This is a genomic window from Cohnella rhizoplanae, from assembly GCF_948329515.1.
Classification (GTDB): domain Bacteria; phylum Bacillota; class Bacilli; order Paenibacillales; family Paenibacillaceae; genus Cohnella; species Cohnella rhizoplanae.
The window spans coordinates 1-19,127 of the sequence record NZ_CAOJCN010000041.1 but is presented as its reverse complement, the minus strand read 5'-3'; the positions used below and the strand labels follow the sequence as shown (position 1 = coordinate 19,127).

At 47.2% G+C, this 19,127-nt stretch carries 21 protein-coding genes; 2 read left to right on the top strand and 19 right to left on the bottom strand.

The window, feature by feature from the left end; genetic code table 11:
* Positions 1 to 347 precede the first annotated feature (347 nt).
* The 6 genes from PQG80_RS28180 to PQG80_RS28155 all read right to left on the bottom strand — a co-directional run bounded on the left by PQG80_RS28180 (position 348) and on the right by PQG80_RS28155 (position 5,713).
* Entirely contained in the window at positions 348 to 791 is a 444-nt protein-coding gene (locus PQG80_RS28180; RefSeq protein ID WP_271755167.1) for a hypothetical protein, read from the bottom strand.
* A gap of 133 nt (positions 792 to 924) precedes the next feature.
* Positions 925 to 1,392: a GNAT family N-acetyltransferase gene (locus tag PQG80_RS28175; protein WP_271755166.1), complete on the bottom strand. Its 468-nt coding sequence runs from the start codon at positions 1,390 to 1,392 to the stop codon at positions 925 to 927.
* A 213-nt stretch (positions 1,393 to 1,605) separates the two neighbouring features.
* Positions 1,606 to 2,028: a hypothetical protein gene (locus PQG80_RS28170; protein ID WP_271755165.1), complete on the bottom strand. Its 423-nt coding sequence runs from the start codon at positions 2,026 to 2,028 to the stop codon at positions 1,606 to 1,608.
* A gap of 450 nt (positions 2,029 to 2,478) precedes the next feature.
* Positions 2,479 to 2,955 carry a hypothetical protein gene (locus tag PQG80_RS28165; protein ID WP_271755164.1) on the bottom strand — a complete coding sequence of 159 codons (477 nt, stop codon included), beginning with the start codon at positions 2,953 to 2,955 and terminating at the stop codon, positions 2,479 to 2,481.
* A gap of 167 nt (positions 2,956 to 3,122) precedes the next feature.
* Positions 3,123 to 5,390 carry a heavy metal translocating P-type ATPase gene (locus tag PQG80_RS28160; RefSeq protein ID WP_271755162.1) on the bottom strand — a complete coding sequence of 756 codons (2,268 nt, stop codon included), beginning with the start codon at positions 5,388 to 5,390 and terminating at the stop codon, positions 3,123 to 3,125.
* Positions 5,391 to 5,407: 17 nt separating this feature from the next.
* Positions 5,408 to 5,713, bottom strand: a complete 306-nt coding sequence (locus PQG80_RS28155) for an ArsR/SmtB family transcription factor (protein WP_271755168.1) — start codon at positions 5,711 to 5,713, stop codon at positions 5,408 to 5,410.
* Positions 5,714 to 5,956: 243 nt separating this feature from the next.
* On the opposite strand from PQG80_RS28155, the gene PQG80_RS28150 reads away from it, so the two are divergent.
* Together PQG80_RS28150 and PQG80_RS28145 are read left to right on the top strand one after the other, a co-directional pair.
* Positions 5,957 to 7,036 carry a sulfite oxidase gene (locus PQG80_RS28150; protein WP_271755161.1) on the top strand — a complete coding sequence of 360 codons (1,080 nt, stop codon included), beginning with the start codon at positions 5,957 to 5,959 and terminating at the stop codon, positions 7,034 to 7,036.
* A gap of 15 nt (positions 7,037 to 7,051) precedes the next feature.
* Positions 7,052 to 7,783 (top strand): MBL fold metallo-hydrolase, encoded by a 732-nt coding sequence (locus tag PQG80_RS28145; RefSeq protein WP_271755160.1) that lies wholly within the window; start codon positions 7,052 to 7,054, stop codon positions 7,781 to 7,783.
* A 113-nt stretch (positions 7,784 to 7,896) separates the two neighbouring features.
* On the opposite strand, the gene PQG80_RS28140 is transcribed toward PQG80_RS28145, so the two are convergent.
* From PQG80_RS28140 to PQG80_RS28080, 13 genes are all read right to left on the bottom strand, one after another.
* Complete coding sequence (locus PQG80_RS28140) at positions 7,897 to 8,358, bottom strand: DinB family protein (RefSeq protein WP_271755159.1); 462 nt, start codon at positions 8,356 to 8,358, stop codon at positions 7,897 to 7,899.
* Positions 8,359 to 8,509: 151 nt separating this feature from the next.
* Positions 8,510 to 10,084, bottom strand: coding sequence for a class I adenylate-forming enzyme family protein (locus PQG80_RS28135; RefSeq protein WP_271755158.1), 1,575 nt, complete (start codon positions 10,082 to 10,084; stop codon positions 8,510 to 8,512).
* A gap of 237 nt (positions 10,085 to 10,321) precedes the next feature.
* Positions 10,322 to 10,600: a hypothetical protein gene (locus PQG80_RS28130; RefSeq protein ID WP_271755157.1), complete on the bottom strand. Its 279-nt coding sequence runs from the start codon at positions 10,598 to 10,600 to the stop codon at positions 10,322 to 10,324.
* Positions 10,601 to 10,698: 98 nt separating this feature from the next.
* Positions 10,699 to 11,244 carry a GrpB family protein gene (locus PQG80_RS28125; RefSeq protein ID WP_271755156.1) on the bottom strand — a complete coding sequence of 182 codons (546 nt, stop codon included), beginning with the start codon at positions 11,242 to 11,244 and terminating at the stop codon, positions 10,699 to 10,701.
* Positions 11,245 to 11,855: 611 nt separating this feature from the next.
* Positions 11,856 to 12,323 (bottom strand): pentapeptide repeat-containing protein, encoded by a 468-nt coding sequence (locus tag PQG80_RS28120; protein ID WP_271755155.1) that lies wholly within the window; start codon positions 12,321 to 12,323, stop codon positions 11,856 to 11,858.
* Between the two features lie 415 nt (positions 12,324 to 12,738).
* Positions 12,739 to 13,104, bottom strand: coding sequence for a hypothetical protein (locus tag PQG80_RS28115; RefSeq protein ID WP_271755154.1), 366 nt, complete (start codon positions 13,102 to 13,104; stop codon positions 12,739 to 12,741).
* Between the two features lie 167 nt (positions 13,105 to 13,271).
* Positions 13,272 to 13,628 (bottom strand): VOC family protein, encoded by a 357-nt coding sequence (locus PQG80_RS28110; RefSeq protein WP_271755153.1) that lies wholly within the window; start codon positions 13,626 to 13,628, stop codon positions 13,272 to 13,274.
* 193 nt (positions 13,629 to 13,821) lie between these two features.
* Positions 13,822 to 14,187 (bottom strand): DUF3221 domain-containing protein, encoded by a 366-nt coding sequence (locus PQG80_RS28105; RefSeq protein ID WP_271755152.1) that lies wholly within the window; start codon positions 14,185 to 14,187, stop codon positions 13,822 to 13,824.
* Positions 14,188 to 14,354: 167 nt separating this feature from the next.
* Positions 14,355 to 14,705, bottom strand: a complete 351-nt coding sequence (locus tag PQG80_RS28100) for a hypothetical protein (RefSeq protein WP_271755151.1) — start codon at positions 14,703 to 14,705, stop codon at positions 14,355 to 14,357.
* 116 nt (positions 14,706 to 14,821) lie between these two features.
* Positions 14,822 to 15,175: a hypothetical protein gene (locus PQG80_RS28095; protein ID WP_271755149.1), complete on the bottom strand. Its 354-nt coding sequence runs from the start codon at positions 15,173 to 15,175 to the stop codon at positions 14,822 to 14,824.
* Positions 15,176 to 15,266: 91 nt separating this feature from the next.
* The gene (locus PQG80_RS28090; RefSeq protein ID WP_271755148.1) at positions 15,267 to 15,644 is read right to left on the bottom strand and encodes a hypothetical protein; all 378 of its coding nucleotides are present in this window, start codon (positions 15,642 to 15,644) and stop codon (positions 15,267 to 15,269) included.
* A 16-nt stretch (positions 15,645 to 15,660) separates the two neighbouring features.
* Entirely contained in the window at positions 15,661 to 15,888 is a 228-nt protein-coding gene (locus PQG80_RS28085) for a hypothetical protein (RefSeq protein WP_271755147.1), read from the bottom strand.
* A 399-nt stretch (positions 15,889 to 16,287) separates the two neighbouring features.
* The gene (locus PQG80_RS28080; protein ID WP_271755146.1) at positions 16,288 to 18,678 is read right to left on the bottom strand and encodes an OTU domain-containing protein; all 2,391 of its coding nucleotides are present in this window, start codon (positions 18,676 to 18,678) and stop codon (positions 16,288 to 16,290) included.
* Positions 18,679 to 19,127: the final 449 nt, after the last annotated feature.

The window sequence follows — 19,127 nt, the reverse complement described above, 5'->3', positions numbered from 1 at the left end:
CCCTTATATAGTTGCCTAACTTCTGATTCCCCCACAAAACTGAATTATTGAGTTGTACATAACCTACAATAGAAACGACGACCGAAACGGCTAATATCAGTAATAGGAGTTTATCAATTGCCTTCACATCAATAGCCCCCATCCGTATTCGCAGTGATTAAACACGTGAATCAATTCATCATTAGAACCTGCTGCCGTTTTGTATGATTGGGCTATCGTTCACCGTTAGTTAAATGAAAAGTTTCTAATCAGTTAGACTTATTTCCGTGCAATGATGACAAAAGTCACTGGAAGTATCTTTGCTTTTTTTGAAAAATCGCTGTCCGTAGAATGCATAATTTCTATAATTAATCTGGGACTTTAAAGAACGTTTCATCTGCTATCTGAATTAATTTATCAGTCGCTTCTTTACTGGTCGGATCTTGCACCATCATAAAAAAAATGTCGTGTAATTCTTCAGTTCGTGCTAAGACTTTTTCTTTGGATTTTTCCTCTCGCAATGAGATATAGAGGTAATGTAAACCAATATCTAAGTCATCATTAACTTTATCATATGAGGTTAATTCCGACATCTCTAACGCACTATAAACACTCGAAATCATTGATCTATATGTATATTCATTTACCTGCATACTGAAACTTCCAAGTACATTACTTAGCTGCTGTTTATACGCGACATCAATTGAATTTTCAAGATCTCTTCTCTGATCTTGAGATTCAATAAATTTAAAAAGAAATATTGCGCAGCACATTGATAATACGATTATGATATATGTATGTATCCTTTTCATCGCATAGAAACCCCCTCCATATTACCCCGCATTGATAATCGGATTTGTTGCGTTTTAAAAATGCTGCCCGTTAGCGCGGAGAAGGCAGCAGTGGCGGCTGCCTTCATATTCTTAGTGAGCTAGCGTTCACCCTTTAGTTCAACTTCAAACAATATATCGGTTCATCATGAAAGCCTTTTTCAATATCACCAGTTGGTCTAAAACCTACTTTTTCACAAATACCGATAGCCCGTGCATTGTCATGGATTACGCTTAAATATATTTCTTTGCAAGAAAATACTTCTACCATTTCATTGATAATAGCTTTAAGCATCGGTACACCGTAACCTCTTCCATGAAATTGATGACCCAACATCATACTTACTAGCTCATATCGACCATGCTCTCTTCTATAGCCATAACAGGTAAATCCAATTAACGTTTCGTTATCATAGATAGCTTTTGGTGTAAAACCGTACACATGACAAGCCCCAATAAAAAACGCATTAGAACCTACCCATCTCTCAAATATCTGAATATTCTTTTCTTGTTCTGGATCGGACTTTAAGTTAACAACATCCCAAAAGAGTTCCTCTGTTAGAGTAACCAGTCTAATATTCAAAATTTCATCCCTTTCTAAATAACCCTTTATCCTATAACTAAGGATAGCGGCAGCTGATCTTTAGACCTGCTGCCGCTGTATATGACTGTGGTATCGTCGTCCGTTAATCTAAAGATCTGCTCGGATTTTTTAATTTCTAAAACCATTCGCTTAAATAAGGTACATATGGTACCTCCACAGAATACATCGGTAACAGTAGGACCGGTTCGTAAGTCAAAAACTCCTAATATTTTCACGATTTACTCCAATAACACCGAGCAATTCAGTTAATTGCGTTTCTGTAATCTCTGAGTATCGATTTAGGATGTCAAACTCTTCTCCCGTTTTGGTTATTCCCCATTGTCCAGAATCTAACTTCCATATATCGCAATGTATAATTCTAACATTATCTTTATTCCGTCCAATCCAGAATGCAAAATCAGGTGCACCCGTCAGGGAGCCAGGTTCAGTTCCCTTCCATTCGATATTATCAACAAGTCCCTTTAGTACTTTAATATCACTTTGGTTATTAGTTTCGTGAAATCCCACGTCATCTCTATACCACAATGTCTCTGTCGGTTGAAGCTGTTTACCGCATCCAGTAATGATCATAAGAGCAAAACCAATAGTGAACGCAAAGTTTATGTATTTTCTCATTTGTAACTCCATTCTAGTCTGCATTTAACGTTCCCTTCATTCAAAACGGCAGCCGATCACTAAACCTGCTCCCATCGAGCATGATTTCGGGATCGGCTCACTTTAGCTTAATCTGAACTAATTCTTTTTGTCTGCATAAGTGTTTTTATTTTTTCTGTATCGCATTATCGCAAGAGGTAAATTCACCACTCCTAGAATAAAACAAGAAACAATGGGTATTAATTCAGTTATCGTGGGATAGCGTGGTTTTCCGTCTCCAACAGGTCCTATTTGGGGTTGATGGATATCCCACAGGCCGTATAAAAAAACAAATACAGGTAATAGAATACAAACCACGCTTGTAACGATATGAAACATATATCTCTTCAAGTCCTACCCTCCTTCTGAGGTGCATGGGGCCTTCCTTCTTGGCTATATATTTCGAGATTCATTCGTACAGCCGGGAAACATCTATCCTGAAATATGAATGTAAGCAATACTCAGAACCCACAAGCCAATGGGCAACAAAGAACTCGCGAGCGTTATTTTTATGCTGACTGGCTTCTTCCATTTTAAAATAAGAATGGTGTCGGCAATTAAGAAGAAAACGGCTGCAATCAGGCTAAAGGGGAGTAAGATAAGCCCAAAGCCGCAATGAAAAACGGTCGAAACAGTCAAACGTAGCCAAAGACGTTGAGTAACTACACGTGCGCTCAGTTCGCTGATTAATGAAGCGGTTATTCCATAAAGGTAAATAGCAGGTGCGGCGTATATTATAAAGACGTTAATAATACGAAATGCTTCGTGCGAGCGGGCACTGATGGCATGTATGTTTTCGGAGATAAATGGAATAGGTTCTAACCAAGCATAGGTAAGGGAGAATAAACTAGTCGCAATTGCTGCACTTATGATTTTTCTCAACAAGAGTTCTCTAACTGGGAAACGCATTTTATTCCCCTAGCTCCTCAATCCGGAAATTTAGAGAATCGTTCTGTAAATCGGATGCCTCTATTCCAATCCATCCTCCATTATCCATACTTTCCCACGAATTGTTGTACGCTTCCACAGCTTGCAAAGTTGCGCACTCTGCCCTTAGCTTAATGAATTGAATGGCCCTATCTCTTAACCCTCATCAACCGCATGCTATTCAGGATGACCAGGATGGCAGCGCCCGTGTCACTAAGAACGGCCATCCACAGGGTCAGCAGGCCCGGAAAAATCAGGGTCAGCGCAGCTGCCTTGACGATAAGCGAGAACCAGATGTTCTGCTTGACGATTCGGACGGTCGAACGACTCAGATGGACCAGATGAGGCAGCTTCTCCAAGTTATCCGCCATCAGTACGACATCGGCGGTCTCCATGGCCGTGTCGTTACCTGCGCCGCCCATCGCAATGCCTAGATCGGCTGTCGCTAACGCAGGCGCATCGTTGATGCCGTCTCCCACCATCGCCACTTTATATCGCTCCGACTGAAGCTGTTGGATGGCGGTCACCTTATCTTCCGGCATCAGCTCGGCGTAGTATCGGGTGACCCCTGTCACCGAAGCCATGTGCTGCGCCGTCCCCTCGTTGTCGCCGGTCAGCATGACGACTTGCCGAACGCCAGCCTGCCGCAGTCGAGTCAGCGCGCCGACCGATGTCGGCCTCACCGTATCCGCGACCGCGACGAAGCCAAGGATCCATTCCGAGGAACCGATGAGGACGATTGTATTCCCTTTTGCCTGCAGGGATGCGATCTCGCCGGCGAGGCTCCCGACCGGTACCTGCAGCTCCTCGAATAGCTTAGCATTACCGGCGTAATATGCTGTATGATCGATGACCGCCGCCACGCCCTTACCGACGATATTGCGGAAGGCTCCTCCTTGCTTCGCGGGGATGCCTCTGGCTTGCGCGTACGCGACGACCGCCTTTGCTATAGGGTGCGTGGAGTGCGCCTCAAGCGCGCTGGCGATCGACAACAGTTCGTCTTCTAATCCGCGCAAGGCTCGGACATGGGTAACGTTAGGCTTGCCTTCGGTTAACGTGCCCGTCTTGTCGAATGCGATGGCCGAGATTTTACCCGCCATCTCGAGGTGCGCGCCGCCCTTGATGAGAATGCCGTTGCTCGCGGCATTCCCGATAGCCGATACGACGGCCACCGGCGTGGAGATGACCAAGGCGCAAGGGCAAGCGATGACGAGAAGCTCCAAGCCCCTGTAGAACCACTCGGCCCAAGTCCCGACACCGAAGACCGGCGGTACGACCATCACCAGCAGTGCAGCGATAAAGACGATGGGCGTATAGATTCGCGCAAAACGATCGGCGAACGCCTCCGTCGGCGCCTTCTGCTCTTGCGCAGTCTCTACCATCTCGATGATTTTGGAGATCGTCGTATCCTCCGCCAGCTTGGTCACCCGAATTTCCAGCAGACCCTGCCCATTCAGGGTTCCCGCAAAGACGGTATCGCCGGCCTCCTTGTCAACTGGTATGGACTCGCCGGTTATCGAAGCTTGATTGACGCTAGATGTTCCTAGCACGACCTCGCCGTCCAGCGGAATTTTCTCGCCCGGTCTGACGACGATGAACTGTCCGACGGACACCTCCCCGACGGGCAAACGCACGATATCAGCGCCCCGCTTCACGTTCGCCTCGGGAGGCGTCAAGTCCAGCAAGCTTCGGATCGAGCTCCGCGTCTTGTCGATCGACTTCGTCTGAAGCAGATTGCCCCATGCGAACAGCCAGACGACGGTCGCCCCTTCCAACCATTCTCCGATCGCTGCGGCGCCGAGTATGGCGACCGTCATCAGTACATTCATGTCCAGCGAGCGGCTTTTGACGGCATAAAAGGCACTCTTAGCCGGCTTATAGCCCCCAATGACGATCGAAACTGCCAACAGTAGGTTAATGAGAATATCAGACGCTTGCGTATAACGACCAATGAAGCCAAGCAGCAGAAGGACGCCTGACCACGCCATGATATTCGTCGCCGATCTGTCCTTGGGCGCTTTATCCGCATCCTTTATCTTGTAGGTACGGGACCGCCCGGGCTTCTCAACCTGCTGCAGCGTATAGCCAAGCTTCTTAACGATCTCAGGCAGCCTATCACCGTCAGCCGGCGATACCGTCGCTACCTTCATTTTACCCGTGCTGTAATTCACTTGGACATGGCGGACGCCAGCCGCTCTGCCGACGGCTCTCTCAATCGTGACGGCGCAGGCGGAGCAGTCCATACCTTGAACGAGATACTCGCAGTTGAAGGCCGATGGATCGGGAGCCGAACCGTCAGCCTCCCGAGCCCCCTCTCTCTCCGCTACTGCACTGCTGCAGCACGAATCCTCGCAAGGCGGAGCTGCGTTCGCGTCCAGCAAAGGGATGCTCTTTTTAAACTTGATCTCTTTGCTCATTCCAGGACCTCCGTATTTCATTTTCTGGTGCAGCCATCGAGCTCATCGTTCTTTTCGCAGGCAGCGACCTCGCGTTCTACTTCGTTAAAGACGACATCCAACACATTCAGCAGCTCAATAATATGGTGATTCCTTAAGCTGTAGTAGATAAACTTTCCTTCCTGACGGCTGACGATGATCCCGCACCCTTTCAAGCACGCGAGATGCTGAGAAATATTAGACTGGTTCCCCTTGAGCTCGTCGACGATCTGAGACACCGTCTTCTCTTCGTGACGAATAGCATCCAGTATTTGCAGCCTTGTTTTTTCGCTGAATCCACGCATGAATTTGGCTTTTACATCGCAATTGGGCGTAATCAAAAGGAAGCCTCCAGTTGTATTAGCAATCGTTAATATGTCATCATATTAGCCTTCGCTAATATTTGTGTCAATGCAAAATAAAAGACGACCTCTCTTTGAGAAGCCATCTTCAAGTCAGTCCGAAGTAAGGGTTAAAATTACGCCTCTTTGCTAAAAATAAAATCTAGAGCTGTCTTTTTCATATTAGCTGAAGAGGTGGATTTGTTCATGCGCGACATTCATTTGGTTCCGGTTTCCTATTTCCCATCTGAAAATCTTGAATTCCCCATGATCACCAACCTCCAAACCATTACACCGAATCCATTGTTTTACGTAAGAAATCATTTTGAATATCCGGCCATCGATATAAACACCTGGTACCTTTCCATTGAAGAATTAGTGAGTCAACCCCTTAAATTTACGTATGCAGATTTGAAGAACATGAACAAAGTCACGCTGTCCGCCACACTAGAGTGCGCAGGAAACAAGCGTTCGTTATTTGAAAAGAAAGCACAAGGTAACCAATTCAAGCTCGGTGCGATAAGCAATGCCATTTGGGGAGGCGTTCGACTGAAGGATGTATTAGTCCAAGCGGGAGTATCCCCAAGTGCGACTGAGATTGTTTTTGAAGGATTAGATTATGGTCAACGAAATGACATGGATGGACAAGTGTTTTTTGAAAGAAGTCTTCCTGTTGCCAAGGCACTTCACCCTGATACTTTATTGGCATATGAAATGAATGGCGAACCGCTCTCCGATAAACACGGTTTTCCGATAAGACTAATTGTGCCTGGATGGTATGCAATTGCGTCTGTAAAATGGCTGCATAGGATCAGAGTCGTCGATCAACCATTCAAGGGACCCTTCCAAAGTATAGATTATGTCATCCTAAAAAAAGAAAACGACTACAACCATGCACTACCGCTATCACCCGTTTTAATCAATTCGACGATAGCATCTCCTACAGAAGAGGAAGAGATGGCTGTTGGCACCAACTTGGTCGAAGGGTATGCCTGGGCTGGCGAGAATTCTGTAACGAAAGTAGAAATTAGTACAGATGGCGGGACACTCTGGGCTGAAGCAAACATACTTGATCCTGATGTTCCCTATTCATGGAGGAGATGGTCTTTTGCGTGGGATTCACAAGAACCGGGTCCATACACGATTAAGAGCAAGGCGACGAACGATCGTGGAGAAGTTCAACCGCTGAAGGCTGAATGGAATGTTAAAGGATATCAAAACAACTCCATCCACGCCGTAAATGTTCATGTGATCAGCCCTAACTTGGTAAACTCAGTCTTACACTAAACTGGAGAGATGAACATGAGAGTGACAAGAAATAACCGTCTGTACCAGTTCACGTTTATGATGCCGAATTTTTTTCCGGTAAGCTGTTATTTCGTCGAAGAGGAAGACGAATTAACGCTGATCGATGCCGCTCTGCCGCATAGCTTGAAAGGCATTATGAAAACGGCGGCGCAAATCGGCAAACCCATTACCCGGATCGTGCTGACCCATGCGCATAACGACCATCTTGGTGCTTTGGATGGACTGAAGTCCAAGCTTCCGGACTCGAAGGTTTATATTTCGGAACGGGATGCGAAATTGCTGAAAGGCGACGCAACACTGGAGCCGCAGGAGCATCAGACGCCGATCAAGGGCAGGGTTCCGAAGCCGGGAAAATTCATGACGAAGCCCGATGTGCTGCTGAACGATGGCGACAGAATCAGATCGCTGACCGCCGTTTCGTCTCCGGGTCACACGCCCGGCTCGATGTCCTTTCATGATACGCGAAGCGGCGCGCTGCTCGCGGGCGATGCGTTTCAGACACAAGGCGGCCTGGCGGTATCGGGCCGGATGAAACTGCTGTTCCCGTTCCCTGCTATGGCAACCTGGAGCAAGGAAACGTCGGTTAGCTCCGCGCGCAAGCTGCTCGAGTTGAAGCCTACGCTGCTGGCCGTTGGCCACGGAGCGATGCTGGAACATCCGCAGCAAGCCGTTGCTCATGCAATCGCTGAAGCCGAGAAGGCGCTGCACGACAGCGCAGGAAAATAAGGGCGCAGCAATGATACTTTAACCTTTGGACCGCGCGGAGATGAAGATGCTAATCAGAATGACAAAGGAACTAAGTTTGTTATCAGCTACGTCTTGCGTTGTAAACTCACTACTCAGGATTTTTGCTTAATTACACGCAACATCTCCTCCATCTTCCCTGCGTGGAAGGACTCATGAACAATGACAAACCCCGCGCACTCGCCATAGCTTGCGAAACCGAAGAACGGAGGATCCAGGCGGACATCAAAATGCTCTTTTGGAATGGCAAGGAGGCGTTCTTGTTGCCTTCTCAACAGCGATATTAGCTCCTTCAAAGTAGGCGGATTGTCAGACCAATCGCTAGGCCTGGATCCGGAATCGAACCACTCAGTGAATGCTGAAGGAAGAGACGAAGTGAGGAAGGGAGCACGAAACAACATCCGCTCGGCCACTGTGAGGATATGCCCAAGCTGCCAACGAATCGTGTTATTAAACTTATCCAATTGAACATCAGCAAGGTCTGCTGGGCATGATTCAGCGATGTCGAGGTACCAATTCCGCGACATCTCCAATTGAAAACGAATTAGATGATTCATGAATTACCCCCTCTCATTATTATCTGTTTATTGTTTTGAAAGTGTACCAACCTCCACCTCCTAAATTACCATATTTTCCTTCCGCGGTTTCTCATAGATTGCTCAGATTCGAGTTCACTGCCCTATAGTTGAATAGCGGTTAAACTGCCCTTTAGCTTAAAAGACTAGATAGGTTAATGCGCCCTCTCAACTGCTTTTTGTCTATTTTATCTACAGCAGTACGGGGCAGAGCCTCCAGAATATACAGATGGGTTGGCCATTTATGTCGTGCGAGGTGTGGCTCGCAGAATGCCCATAACTGTTTAAGATCTAAACTACGGCCGCCTTGAAGTACTATGAAAGCCACCAGCACCTCGCCTTCATCGGGAAGAGGAACGCCGAGTACGGCTGCATCAATTACCGCTTCATGGGTCGCGATGACCTGCTCTACCTCTGCACAGAATACATTGGAGCCTCCTACGATAACCATATCTTTAAGACGATCTAATACATATAGGTAGCCCTCGGCATCTAAGCAACCGACATCCCCGGTCCGGACCCAGCCGTCGGACATCGACTCATTTGTGGAGGCGTCCAACTGGCCCCAATACCCAAGCATGGTTTGAGCACCTCTAACAACGATTTCACCGTTTTCACCCGTCATTGTTTCTTGTCCGTCCGTACCTAGTATCCGAACTTCGAAGGCTTGCTCACCTTGGGCAGTAAGGTCAACCGGGCGACCTACTGATCGAAGACGCACGGGGTTGTCTATATGCTGGGCGGGAAAGAGGCGGCTTATAGACATTCCGCACTCTGCTTGCGAGTAGTTGTTCACTATTATAGCTCCCGGGAACTGCGAAACTGCATCTCGGAGTGTGTCAGGGGAAATAACGGACCCGCCGCAACCAATCACCACTAAACTTTCCAACGTTTTACCAGAGACGAGCGCCTCGCGAGTCAGATCGCGCAGCAATTGGCCGACTGTGCTGAGTTGCGTAATCCGATAGCGTTCAACGGCTTCCATAATGCGGTTTACGTCCGCTGGGTATTCGTCCAGAAATACGAGACATCCCCCAGCAGCCATGGTCGCCCACAGTTGGAACTGACCAACCAGATGCGCTAGGTTGAGAACTAGCACACGACGTCCGCGATCGTGACCGAAGCCTTTGGAGGGCGAGAGTTGATTCCAAGCAGCCATGCCACGATGTGAGTGCATTACTCCTTTTGGCCGACCGGTCGTCCCGCCCGTATAAATCAGGATTGCTGTATCGTCTACATTTCGATTGGAATCACCATTTGGAGGGGATGCGGATTCCTGCTGTAACAGAGCGTCTAACGATTTAGAAATTGAACCTTCTTCGTCCGTCGTGAACAGTTTTGGACAATAACCAAGAAGCTTTAACGTGACGATAACTGTTTCGGCATGGCGGCCGTCATGAATAATCATGTGCGGTTCTGCATCTTGGAATATGGCTGAAAGCTCGGGTATAGTCAGCAAAGGTGATGGCAAGAGTGGTATGGCTCCGATCTCAACTGCTGCATAGAACGCCAAGACAAGCTTGGGATCAGGATCTCCGAAAAGGGCAAATCGATCGCCTGGCCGAAGACCCTCGGCATATAGGGCGTAACTGAGGCTCTTAGCAAGGTGATGAAGCTCCCCATAACTCATTGTTAAGTCGTGACGCATAAGCGCCGGTGCCTCAGGATAAAGACTGGCTGCTAATGGCAAGCGTTCGGAGAGAAGCATGTTATCGACCCCCAATATTACCTATTCAGGTAGTTAAACTCGGCTTAAGAAGAGGTTATCACATATCTGGAAGGATTAGGTATTAACATTCGTTATAAAAGCTATTAAACTTCCTAATAGTGCACTTCTGCCAATAGACCAGCCATGGTGTTAACCTGATCGTTAGAAAAAAAGCCTGCCCGATCTCACCGGCAGGCTGAGTAATTGAACTATCGTTCTCCGTTAGTTGAATGACGTTTACCAAATAATTTCACTCCAGATATCTTTAATAAACCTTTTATCAATTGTTGCTTCCTGAAATAACTGTTCTGCATCACGAAAATCCTGTGTATATCCGTCACTCTTTCTTGTTAGATAAACACCATCTTTATTTTGGCTAATCCAAAAATCTAACTCCTTGTAACGAATAATAAATTCTTCTCCCCAACCAACACGCATTTTCAATTCGTTAAATTCTTCAATAGTCACAGGATTCACTTCCGCCGATTTGTTGTGAATTACTAAACCTGACTCCATTTTATCAAACCATCCCAACAGAGATTCAACTTATCTGCCCGTTAGCGTCGAGACGACACCCTACTGTGTTGACCGGCCGGCGTGGTGAAATCATATGTCTATGCATCCGATGCACCTGGCCTCCAGTTAACTTCCTTCGCCCATCTATGCGCCTGTTGAAGTATGTCCCACACAATTGGCCCCTTGCCTTCAACATAAGCTGCCCTATCGTGATAATACAGATCCAAAAGCCTTTGCTTCTCCGCGGTGTACCACGTTCGGCTCTCCTCATCATTGCGTAAGTAATCGCGAAACAACAAAGTCAGCTGCTCCCCAATACTACCGCTCTCTCTAACATGAACGTGCACTCGCCGCATACCTGGTGTTTCGCGAAAGTAACGTTTTGTCTTATCTGGATTATCTGCTCTGTGCACGAACCCGGCTGAAATAAGTTGGTTGACGAACGATGCATCGTCGTCGCGATTGAGTACCGACACTTGAATATCGACGATTGGCTTGGCCGCGAGTCCTGGCACTGACGTCGATCCCACATGATCGATACGTAGCGCGATTGAACTTAATGCCTTCCTGATGACAGCACCAACAGCATAGAACTCGCTCCGCCAAGCAGGGTCATACGATGAAATTCTCCATTGATCGTCCATGACTGAATCCGGATTGAAGTGGCCACGAGAAGGGGGGCTATCGGTTCGGGTATCTGCTCCGGTTCGTAATGAGCTGGCCGTGTTTGGAAGGGTTCATTCTTGATGCTTTTGTGTTCACCTTGTAAATTGCTTACTTTTTGCCTTTCTTCATCTTCTCTAACTTCTTCTTCATTCCCTTTTGATCGATGAAGATGTGGATCTTGCATTAGGCGCCCCCTAAAATTAAATTTTTCAAATTAACGTTTCCCGATAGCTGAATAATCTTAATGCATTGCAATGTCTATATCCCGTAATGTTCTTTTACCTTTAACCAAGTCTCAAACCAAAAAGTTTTCGACTTAATTGGCTCTGCGACTTTCGTGATAGCACCATTATGGTTTATGCACACGATGCTGTCAGTAACCTCCAGTGTATCACCGAACCCGAATACGATTTCAAGGGTATCGCGCTTATACTGTTCCTCTCTTGTGTTCGACCACTCAGCCTTATAGACTGAAGACCTTTTCCTCACTTGCTTATTTCTCCTTATTCGGCTCTACTGCCCGTTAGTTGTAACAGCCTACCCAATCACGCAGGCAGGCTGTTTAATTCAAGTAACGTTCTCCGTTAGTTCAATCGACTGCTGTTTTCCTCCTGTAATGATCCAACAGTTCGGTTAACAAGATTCCATTAATGCTCAGACCCTCGATATTACAATCCGTTATCTCCACATTGGATAGGTTGCAATTCTCAAATTTGGCTGTGCTTAGATCGCTGTTTTTGAAAACAACCGGTTCAATGTTTACCCAACCATCAGTTCCCGGCTCTTCGGACAATTGACTCCTCTCTGCATCAGGTCTAATAACATTTTCAAAAACAGTTCCGCCCATCTGAATATAGTTAACGTGGACATTTGAAAAGTAAATATGCTCCCAGCTCGAATTCACAAAGTTCGTATGTGCGATGTTCGTATTACGCATATCTATTCCGTGAAAATCAGACTCTTTAAAGCACACCATATGTATTTCTTCATTTCGTAGGTCTTGTAATTCTAATCCGTTTTTGGAGTCCATTATTTTCTTTTGAGTTAGCATTGTCATTTAATCCCCTCCCCAATTATGGAAACATCTAGATTTTATCGAATATATGTTCTTGCGTAAAGGGTTCCATTGAGAAACATTGTCCATGCTAAACTGCCATTTAGCTTAAAGAAAACGGCAACCGATCATGAAGACCTGCTGCCGCTGTGTTCGATTGCGCTATCGTCTCCCGTTAGTTGAATCGTAGTAGTGCTTAGCCGTTGCTTAGCATTTGAGCAATAATATAAATTCTGTCAATAAGTTTGGGAAATTGCATAGCGATACTTAGTACACTCACAGCAATAATAATCCAAGAAACTGTATTTAAGACCTTCAAAATTCTTTCCGTAAAAATCCCTCCTTATCGTTCTACGTTACTTTGATAACTCGGATATAGAAATTAGCCAATCACCGGTTGCTATGCTCGGGCAATACCTCATTCTATAACATTTCCATTCCAATCCACGAAAACGAGACCTTCTTTACCCATCAAACTCCATTCAATTATGTTTTTTACAAGATTCGGCGTTATAACTTCGTCATCCCACAAAGGCGTCTGTACTCTTACCCAACTGCTACGACCACCATTTTTCAATCCGCCAAACTCCAAGCCCATAACTACGATGAACGGGATCCGCTCTTGTTTGGACTGTCCAACTTCATAGGAAACAATAAACTTTTTATCATCAGAAACAATAAAAAGTTTGATTCGCCCGTAGTCTTCATCATCCTCTTTGACATACCAAAAATAGCTTTTTTCGCCATGAACGAACTTTCTTTTCCCCTTTGTATTAACACCCAATTTTTCGTCCCCACTTTTTTCGTCTTACCATTATTAAAATCCACTTATTGAGTTAGCCACCACGCTAATCTGCCGATTACTTCAATGAAAACGGCAGCCGATCGTCTGAGCGGCTGCCGCGATGCTCGTTCTGCTATCGCTTCCCGTTACCACAAAAGATAATTGCTCTAACAATGACAAATCATTAACAAATTCCCATCAGGATCTCTAAAGTTAAACCAATGCCCATTCTCTATATTGGTCACAATTTCAACCTTACGCTCTTGCAGGAATTGGTATGCCTTATGTATGTCATCAGTATTGAAATGGAAAGCGGGGTTTCTGTAGAGGGATTCCTCGTCATAGATATTGCTGTCGAGAACAAGGTTTAATCCATTGTTATCGAACGGTATACAGCATAGATGGCCTGCGATAATTTCATATTTGGGTTCGAGATCAAGAAGAGAACAATACCATTCTCGAGCATTTTCAATGTTACTTACTGGGATAAAAATGGCTCCGGCTTTGCTTGAAATAATACTCACATAACCACTCTCCTTAATAAAACATTCATTGGTGTATTATATCATTTTATTCTAAATAATGGATACTTGGTAGTGATTGTTTTCTGCCGTTGTATTTAGCAAATCTGCCATTTAGCTTAATGAAAACGGCAACCGATCATTAGACCTGCTGCCGTTTTGTATGATTGGGCTATCGTTCACCATAGCGTAGCACCTACTTGCTCAGCCTCTCTATTTTACCAGCTACAATTTGCGGAGGGTCAGACTGCATTACAACGTATTCGCCTTTGTCATTCGTTTTAGGGGTCACTTTAACTTTGTCACCTATCTCCACTTCAGCGTAGACTTGCGCATCCTCTACGATATAGTAAACCATTTCAACATGTCTCTTTTTCAAGTCAGAAAAGTTGTGGCTTTCAGCATCATTAGAGGAAATATCCTTCGCCACGAGAATCTTCTGTTCTTCTTTATTAATAACATAATCTCCTACTTCAGCTTCAGGAGAAGAAGCCCTACAACTACTAAGCACACATAAAGCAACCGCAAGGGCTATCCCTAAAATGATTTTTTTCTTATTCAATACGATGCCACCCCTTTGCCGTCCCATCTGCCCTAAGGACGCCGTAACAAGGAAATTTGTTTCACGCATCTGCCCTGCCAGTTAGCATGGAAAGGCACCGGTCACTCCATTGCGGCTGCCTTCGTGAATGAGCTATCGTTTCCCGTTTGTTTAGCGACATATCAATTCTAATTCCATACTTGAACAACATCCCCGCAATTAAATTGGGCATATTCAACAAGTGGTTTACTGGCCACATTATTTAGTTTGATCCTTAATTCATTACTGCTTTTAAACATTATACTTATCGATTTACCCTCCCGTGTAAAAACTGCCTCTACGATTTGGTCGATTAACCCACACAGAGCATCACGGTAGCCGATATCCCCAAATCTATACTTCGTACCGTTTACCATTACCGTTGGTAACGCATATGCATTTAACTGTGCATCTTCTGATTCGCAATGAAATCTAAATTGAACATAATCACGAACAAAAGCTACGCAATAGAGTTCAGCTCCTACAAGAATTTCGTCCATACCCAAATAACGTTCCTTTCGCATCAGGCTTCGTAATAAGCGAACGTTCCGCGTTACTTTAATGATAATGTAGACTAAGCCTACATTTTCGAAGTCTTAGTTCATTTACATTTCTCTTAGTTCATATCTCTAGTTGCCAAATCTAAAGCCACTGCGATTTTAATTTGGTGTTTCTTGCTACGCCCTTTAAGTAACGCTTCAAAAGGATACACCTCAATTATAGGGTCAATTTGATGATTGAAACGATCAAGCTCAATCGTAATAACGGAATGTGTATCCACCAGGACAGTGATAATATCTTCACCTTGTTCGGGTATCCAATATAGAATGTATGCTGTTTTCATTCCTGGAAAGCTTTCTTTAATAATTCTTAAAAACCTGCACATGGATTCATCATTGAACAAGCGATTTTTCCATGCTTGTAATTCCTTTCTGTATTCCTGTTCCGTGATGGTTCCTTTTAGTTTCAATGCCCTACCTACTTTCTTGCCTACCGCTTTTGTTAATCAATCCTGCGCTTTAGCTCAATAGCCCGCCGGGTCTCGCCGGCAGGCTGTACAATTAAAGTAACGTTCCCCGGTAATTCAATTTAACTAGCCATTCCTTGAACCAATCATCGGGCACCGTTATTTTTGACCTATCGCCTTGAAGTTGCTCCAAAGTATATGTGTTGACTAAATACAATTCCCATTGAGCGTCAATGTCATCTGCTACTTCGTATGCACTTTGTTCAACTGGATTACTAAAATCAACCTCACGAAAATTATCTGCGTAAACCATACACCAATTAGCAAAATCCTCATGAGTGAATGAATTCTTCTTGCTGACTATCTCTTTCAATAAAAACACCAAATTTTTAGCATTATGCGTCAAATTAATTTTTATTCCCAAAATCTTAACCCTCACTATCCGCTCAACAATCGTTTTCCGATAGCTCAATGCCTCATTACTTCGATTAGCGTTTTCTCATGTAGTAAACCGTGAAAAAGGCATCCTCGTTAAATCCAAATTCCCTACTTTCGATTATGTAAGTTTCACCAAATATATCAATCACATCACCAGGTACCAAGGTAGGTAATGAAACTTTTGTTTCCTGTTCAAATAAACGTTTATCGCCGACTAAGAAACGAGTGATGAAATAATCAATTGGCGGAAACTCAGACTCATACTTTCTAATCTCCAACACTGCTCACCTCGTTTGATTAAATATCAGCATCAATCTCCCAATTTCATCACAAATCATGATTGACCGTAATTTGCCCAACCCTGATCTGCAATTTTAAAGTAATCATCAATAATAAGCCGTTCCTTACTCAGTATTTTAACTTTGACCTTGCAACTCCGAGGAGGACCAAATCCTTATTTTACCACAGCTATTTAAGCTAAACTGCCAATTAGCTTAACGCCGCTGTCTACAGTCCGAGCTCCGGCGACGGCGGGCGCGGTCATCCGAAATAGCCTCGGCCGCAGCTGCGATCGAGGCTATTTCGATTAAGCTTGTTAGCCTGATTGTCGTGCCCGCACCCAATCTAGGCTGCCAGGCCGCTCTCGCCGCGTGCCGGACGCTTTGATCCCGCTTGCGCTACAGCTTTCGGACCGCTTCGGGAGGGATCATGCCTTCGATCAGCACTTCCTTGGTGCGGATGACGTCGAGTAGCGCCTGCCATTCCTTGGCCGACAGCTGGTCGTGATCGACCGCGAGCTGATTGGAGGATGGCTTGGCTTCTTTCTTCTCTTTTTTCTTCTTGCCTACGGCCTTGCGTTCTTCCTTCTCGTCCGATTCGTCGGACGGGGATTTGGACTGCTCGCGGACGGCCAGATCGATCGTCTCTCCCTTGTCGCCCCCGATCATCCCGTCCAGCAGGAAGTAGCGCATGCCCTGCGATGTGTACAGGGCCGACAGATTCTCCGGATCGATGTAAGACAGATCGACGACGACAGAGGCCGCCGCATCGAACGCCTTGCCCTTGGGATTGAGCGCGTCCTCGTCCTGGGCCGTAACCGACAAATAGTCGGAGGGCTTGTGTCCTTGGACATGATGCATCTCGTCGCTCTCCGCGCGGATCTTGTTGCTGCCGGTGCCGCTCGCGACCTGGCTTCTGTCCGCGCCCGGCACCGGACTCATCCGCGACGGATACATGCCCTTCTCGCCCGAGTGCTTGCCGTTCAACTCGTCCAGGTTCGCCTGCGAGATATTGCGGCGGGAGTAGCGGGGAACCAATTGGCCCAGCTTGTCGAGGGCGAACTCGCCCTCCTCGCCCCTCAGAACGATCAGCGTCTGATTCGCGTTGTTCGGCGACACGGTTTTTTTGATGTCCCGACGGCTCAGCGTACGCTCGCGTGCCTTGCGCTCAAGCTCAAGCCGCTCCCCTTCCTCCTCCGGTCGGTCCAGCTCGCCGCTCCAGCTTTCTTCCTCCTCTTTTTCAAAAGGACGATATTCATACGCTGCGCGTTCCTTTTGTTTTTTGAACGCAAAGGCCGCTTCTTTGAACAAGTTGCTAAGCTTGCGGAACTCCGCAAACGTCTGCTTTGACTTCGGGTCCTGGTCGCGCTCCTTCAGATAAGCCGCGATCGCCTTGTCGAACCCGAAGGCGGACAGCCCCTCGAGCGTCTGGAACGTATCGAGCCTGTCCTGCAGAAACTTAGCATCGACCTTTGCGACCTGTTTCTCCTTTTCATCTTCCAGCTGGCGCTTCTCCTTGTCCTCCTGTCGCTTCGACGCGGCATCGTCGCGCCGCTCCCTCACGAGCTTGGAGGTATGTCCGCCGGTGCCGGCCGTGTCGCCGTAGACAAGCATCTCGTGAATCGTCTCGTCGATGGCGTCGTCCGACAGATTGTCTGCCGTACGCTTGCGAAGCTTCAGGATCGCTTGCTGCTTCTTGTCCTCGTCGATCGGCTTGCCGTTGTGGCGGATCAGCAGGAACGATTCGAACAAGCAGTCTCCCGTCTTGCTCGTCTTCAGCCACCTGCGCTGCCGGCCGACCTCCATTCCGTCCGTAACGCCGTCCACCACCTCGTAGTGGTTGCCCAGATGCACCAAAGCCAGTTCGCCGACGGGTGCGTGATTGGCTCCGACCTGATTGACGCGGTGGAAACGCCCCTGGACAATGACGTATACCTGCGCCCTGACCCGGAGATGGTCGGCGAGCAATTCGGCTTCCGCTTCTCCCGCCCAGGTGCCCATCTTCTTCATATCTTCCCGATAATTGCGGCGTTCGTCGGGACCGACGTTCAGGTTCAGATGGTCGGGCGCCTGCTGTGTCTCAAAACCATCTTCCGAGCCGGCGTCCGATTCGGATCTCGCACCGGGGCTGCGGCCTTCGGCTTTAGCAAGCTCTCGGGATAGCGAGATGACGACATCCTTGTACACCTGCACGGACGGATGCGCCGAATTTTGTTCGACGAACTTCCGCGCGGACGTCAGCTTGGCGCTAATCTCCTTCATGCTTATGCGGTCGGACTCTTCAAGCTCCTCGGGCTTCTTCTTCTGCAGCTCGGCGATCCGACCTCCTAGCTCGAACAGTTCCTCTAGATTACCCTCTCCGTCTAGCGCGTCCTTGTCCCACTCCCGCTGAATGCGCTGGAGCAGCTCGGCGTTGCCTTCGAGAGTCATCTCCAAGGTCAGCGAATGACGCTCGAGCGCGCTCAGGTTCTCGGTATCGACCACGTCTCCCGCCGCATCCGTCTCCTGCGCTTCCCGATAAACCGAATCCTTGACGATGCGCATTCGCTGAATCGGGGGAGCCGACGACGCCGGGATCTCGCCCTTGGCGCGAAGCATCTGCAAGACGGCCCGATTGCCGCCTCTTTGCTGGAGCTTCAGCAGGGCTTGCGCCTGCGATCCGAAGGATGCGGCCACAGGCGGCGCGGACGCGGCGGTCTGCGAAGCCTGCTGGCCCCGAGAGGCGTCCAGGGCTCGTGCCGGATGCGATTCCCCTTGCCGGCGCTGCTGCGGCATTGCCGTATGTTTCAATTAATTCCCTCCTTTTTCCTGTGTCTGGATATTAATTCGGCATTTTACGCGTTTTGGATTAGAAGCCCGGCTCGCTCGGTGTCCCAAGAAAACAAAGTAGCTACTAGCAGCTTGCTATTACTCGGACCGGACTTTCGCCGGCAAGTTGTGCTTAGCTTGGCTAGGCGCGCAAGTCCGTCCAAGCCTTGTTGTCGTTTCGACCGTATGGTCGTTTTCTAAGAATTTGAGCGATTACTCCGTTTTCTAGGAAAAGTTTTAATTTCCTGCGAAATCGTTGTTTTCAAGTGCGGGCGCATTCGTATATGATTTAGGCAATATTCTCGAGATACCTACCGCTCCATCGCTGCAAACGGTCCCTTAACGATTCGACCGCCCTCCCGTAACCGTCATTCCCCTCATTGATCAGTACCGGTCCCAGACATCTTATGATCCCGCCCGCCCCCCACCCG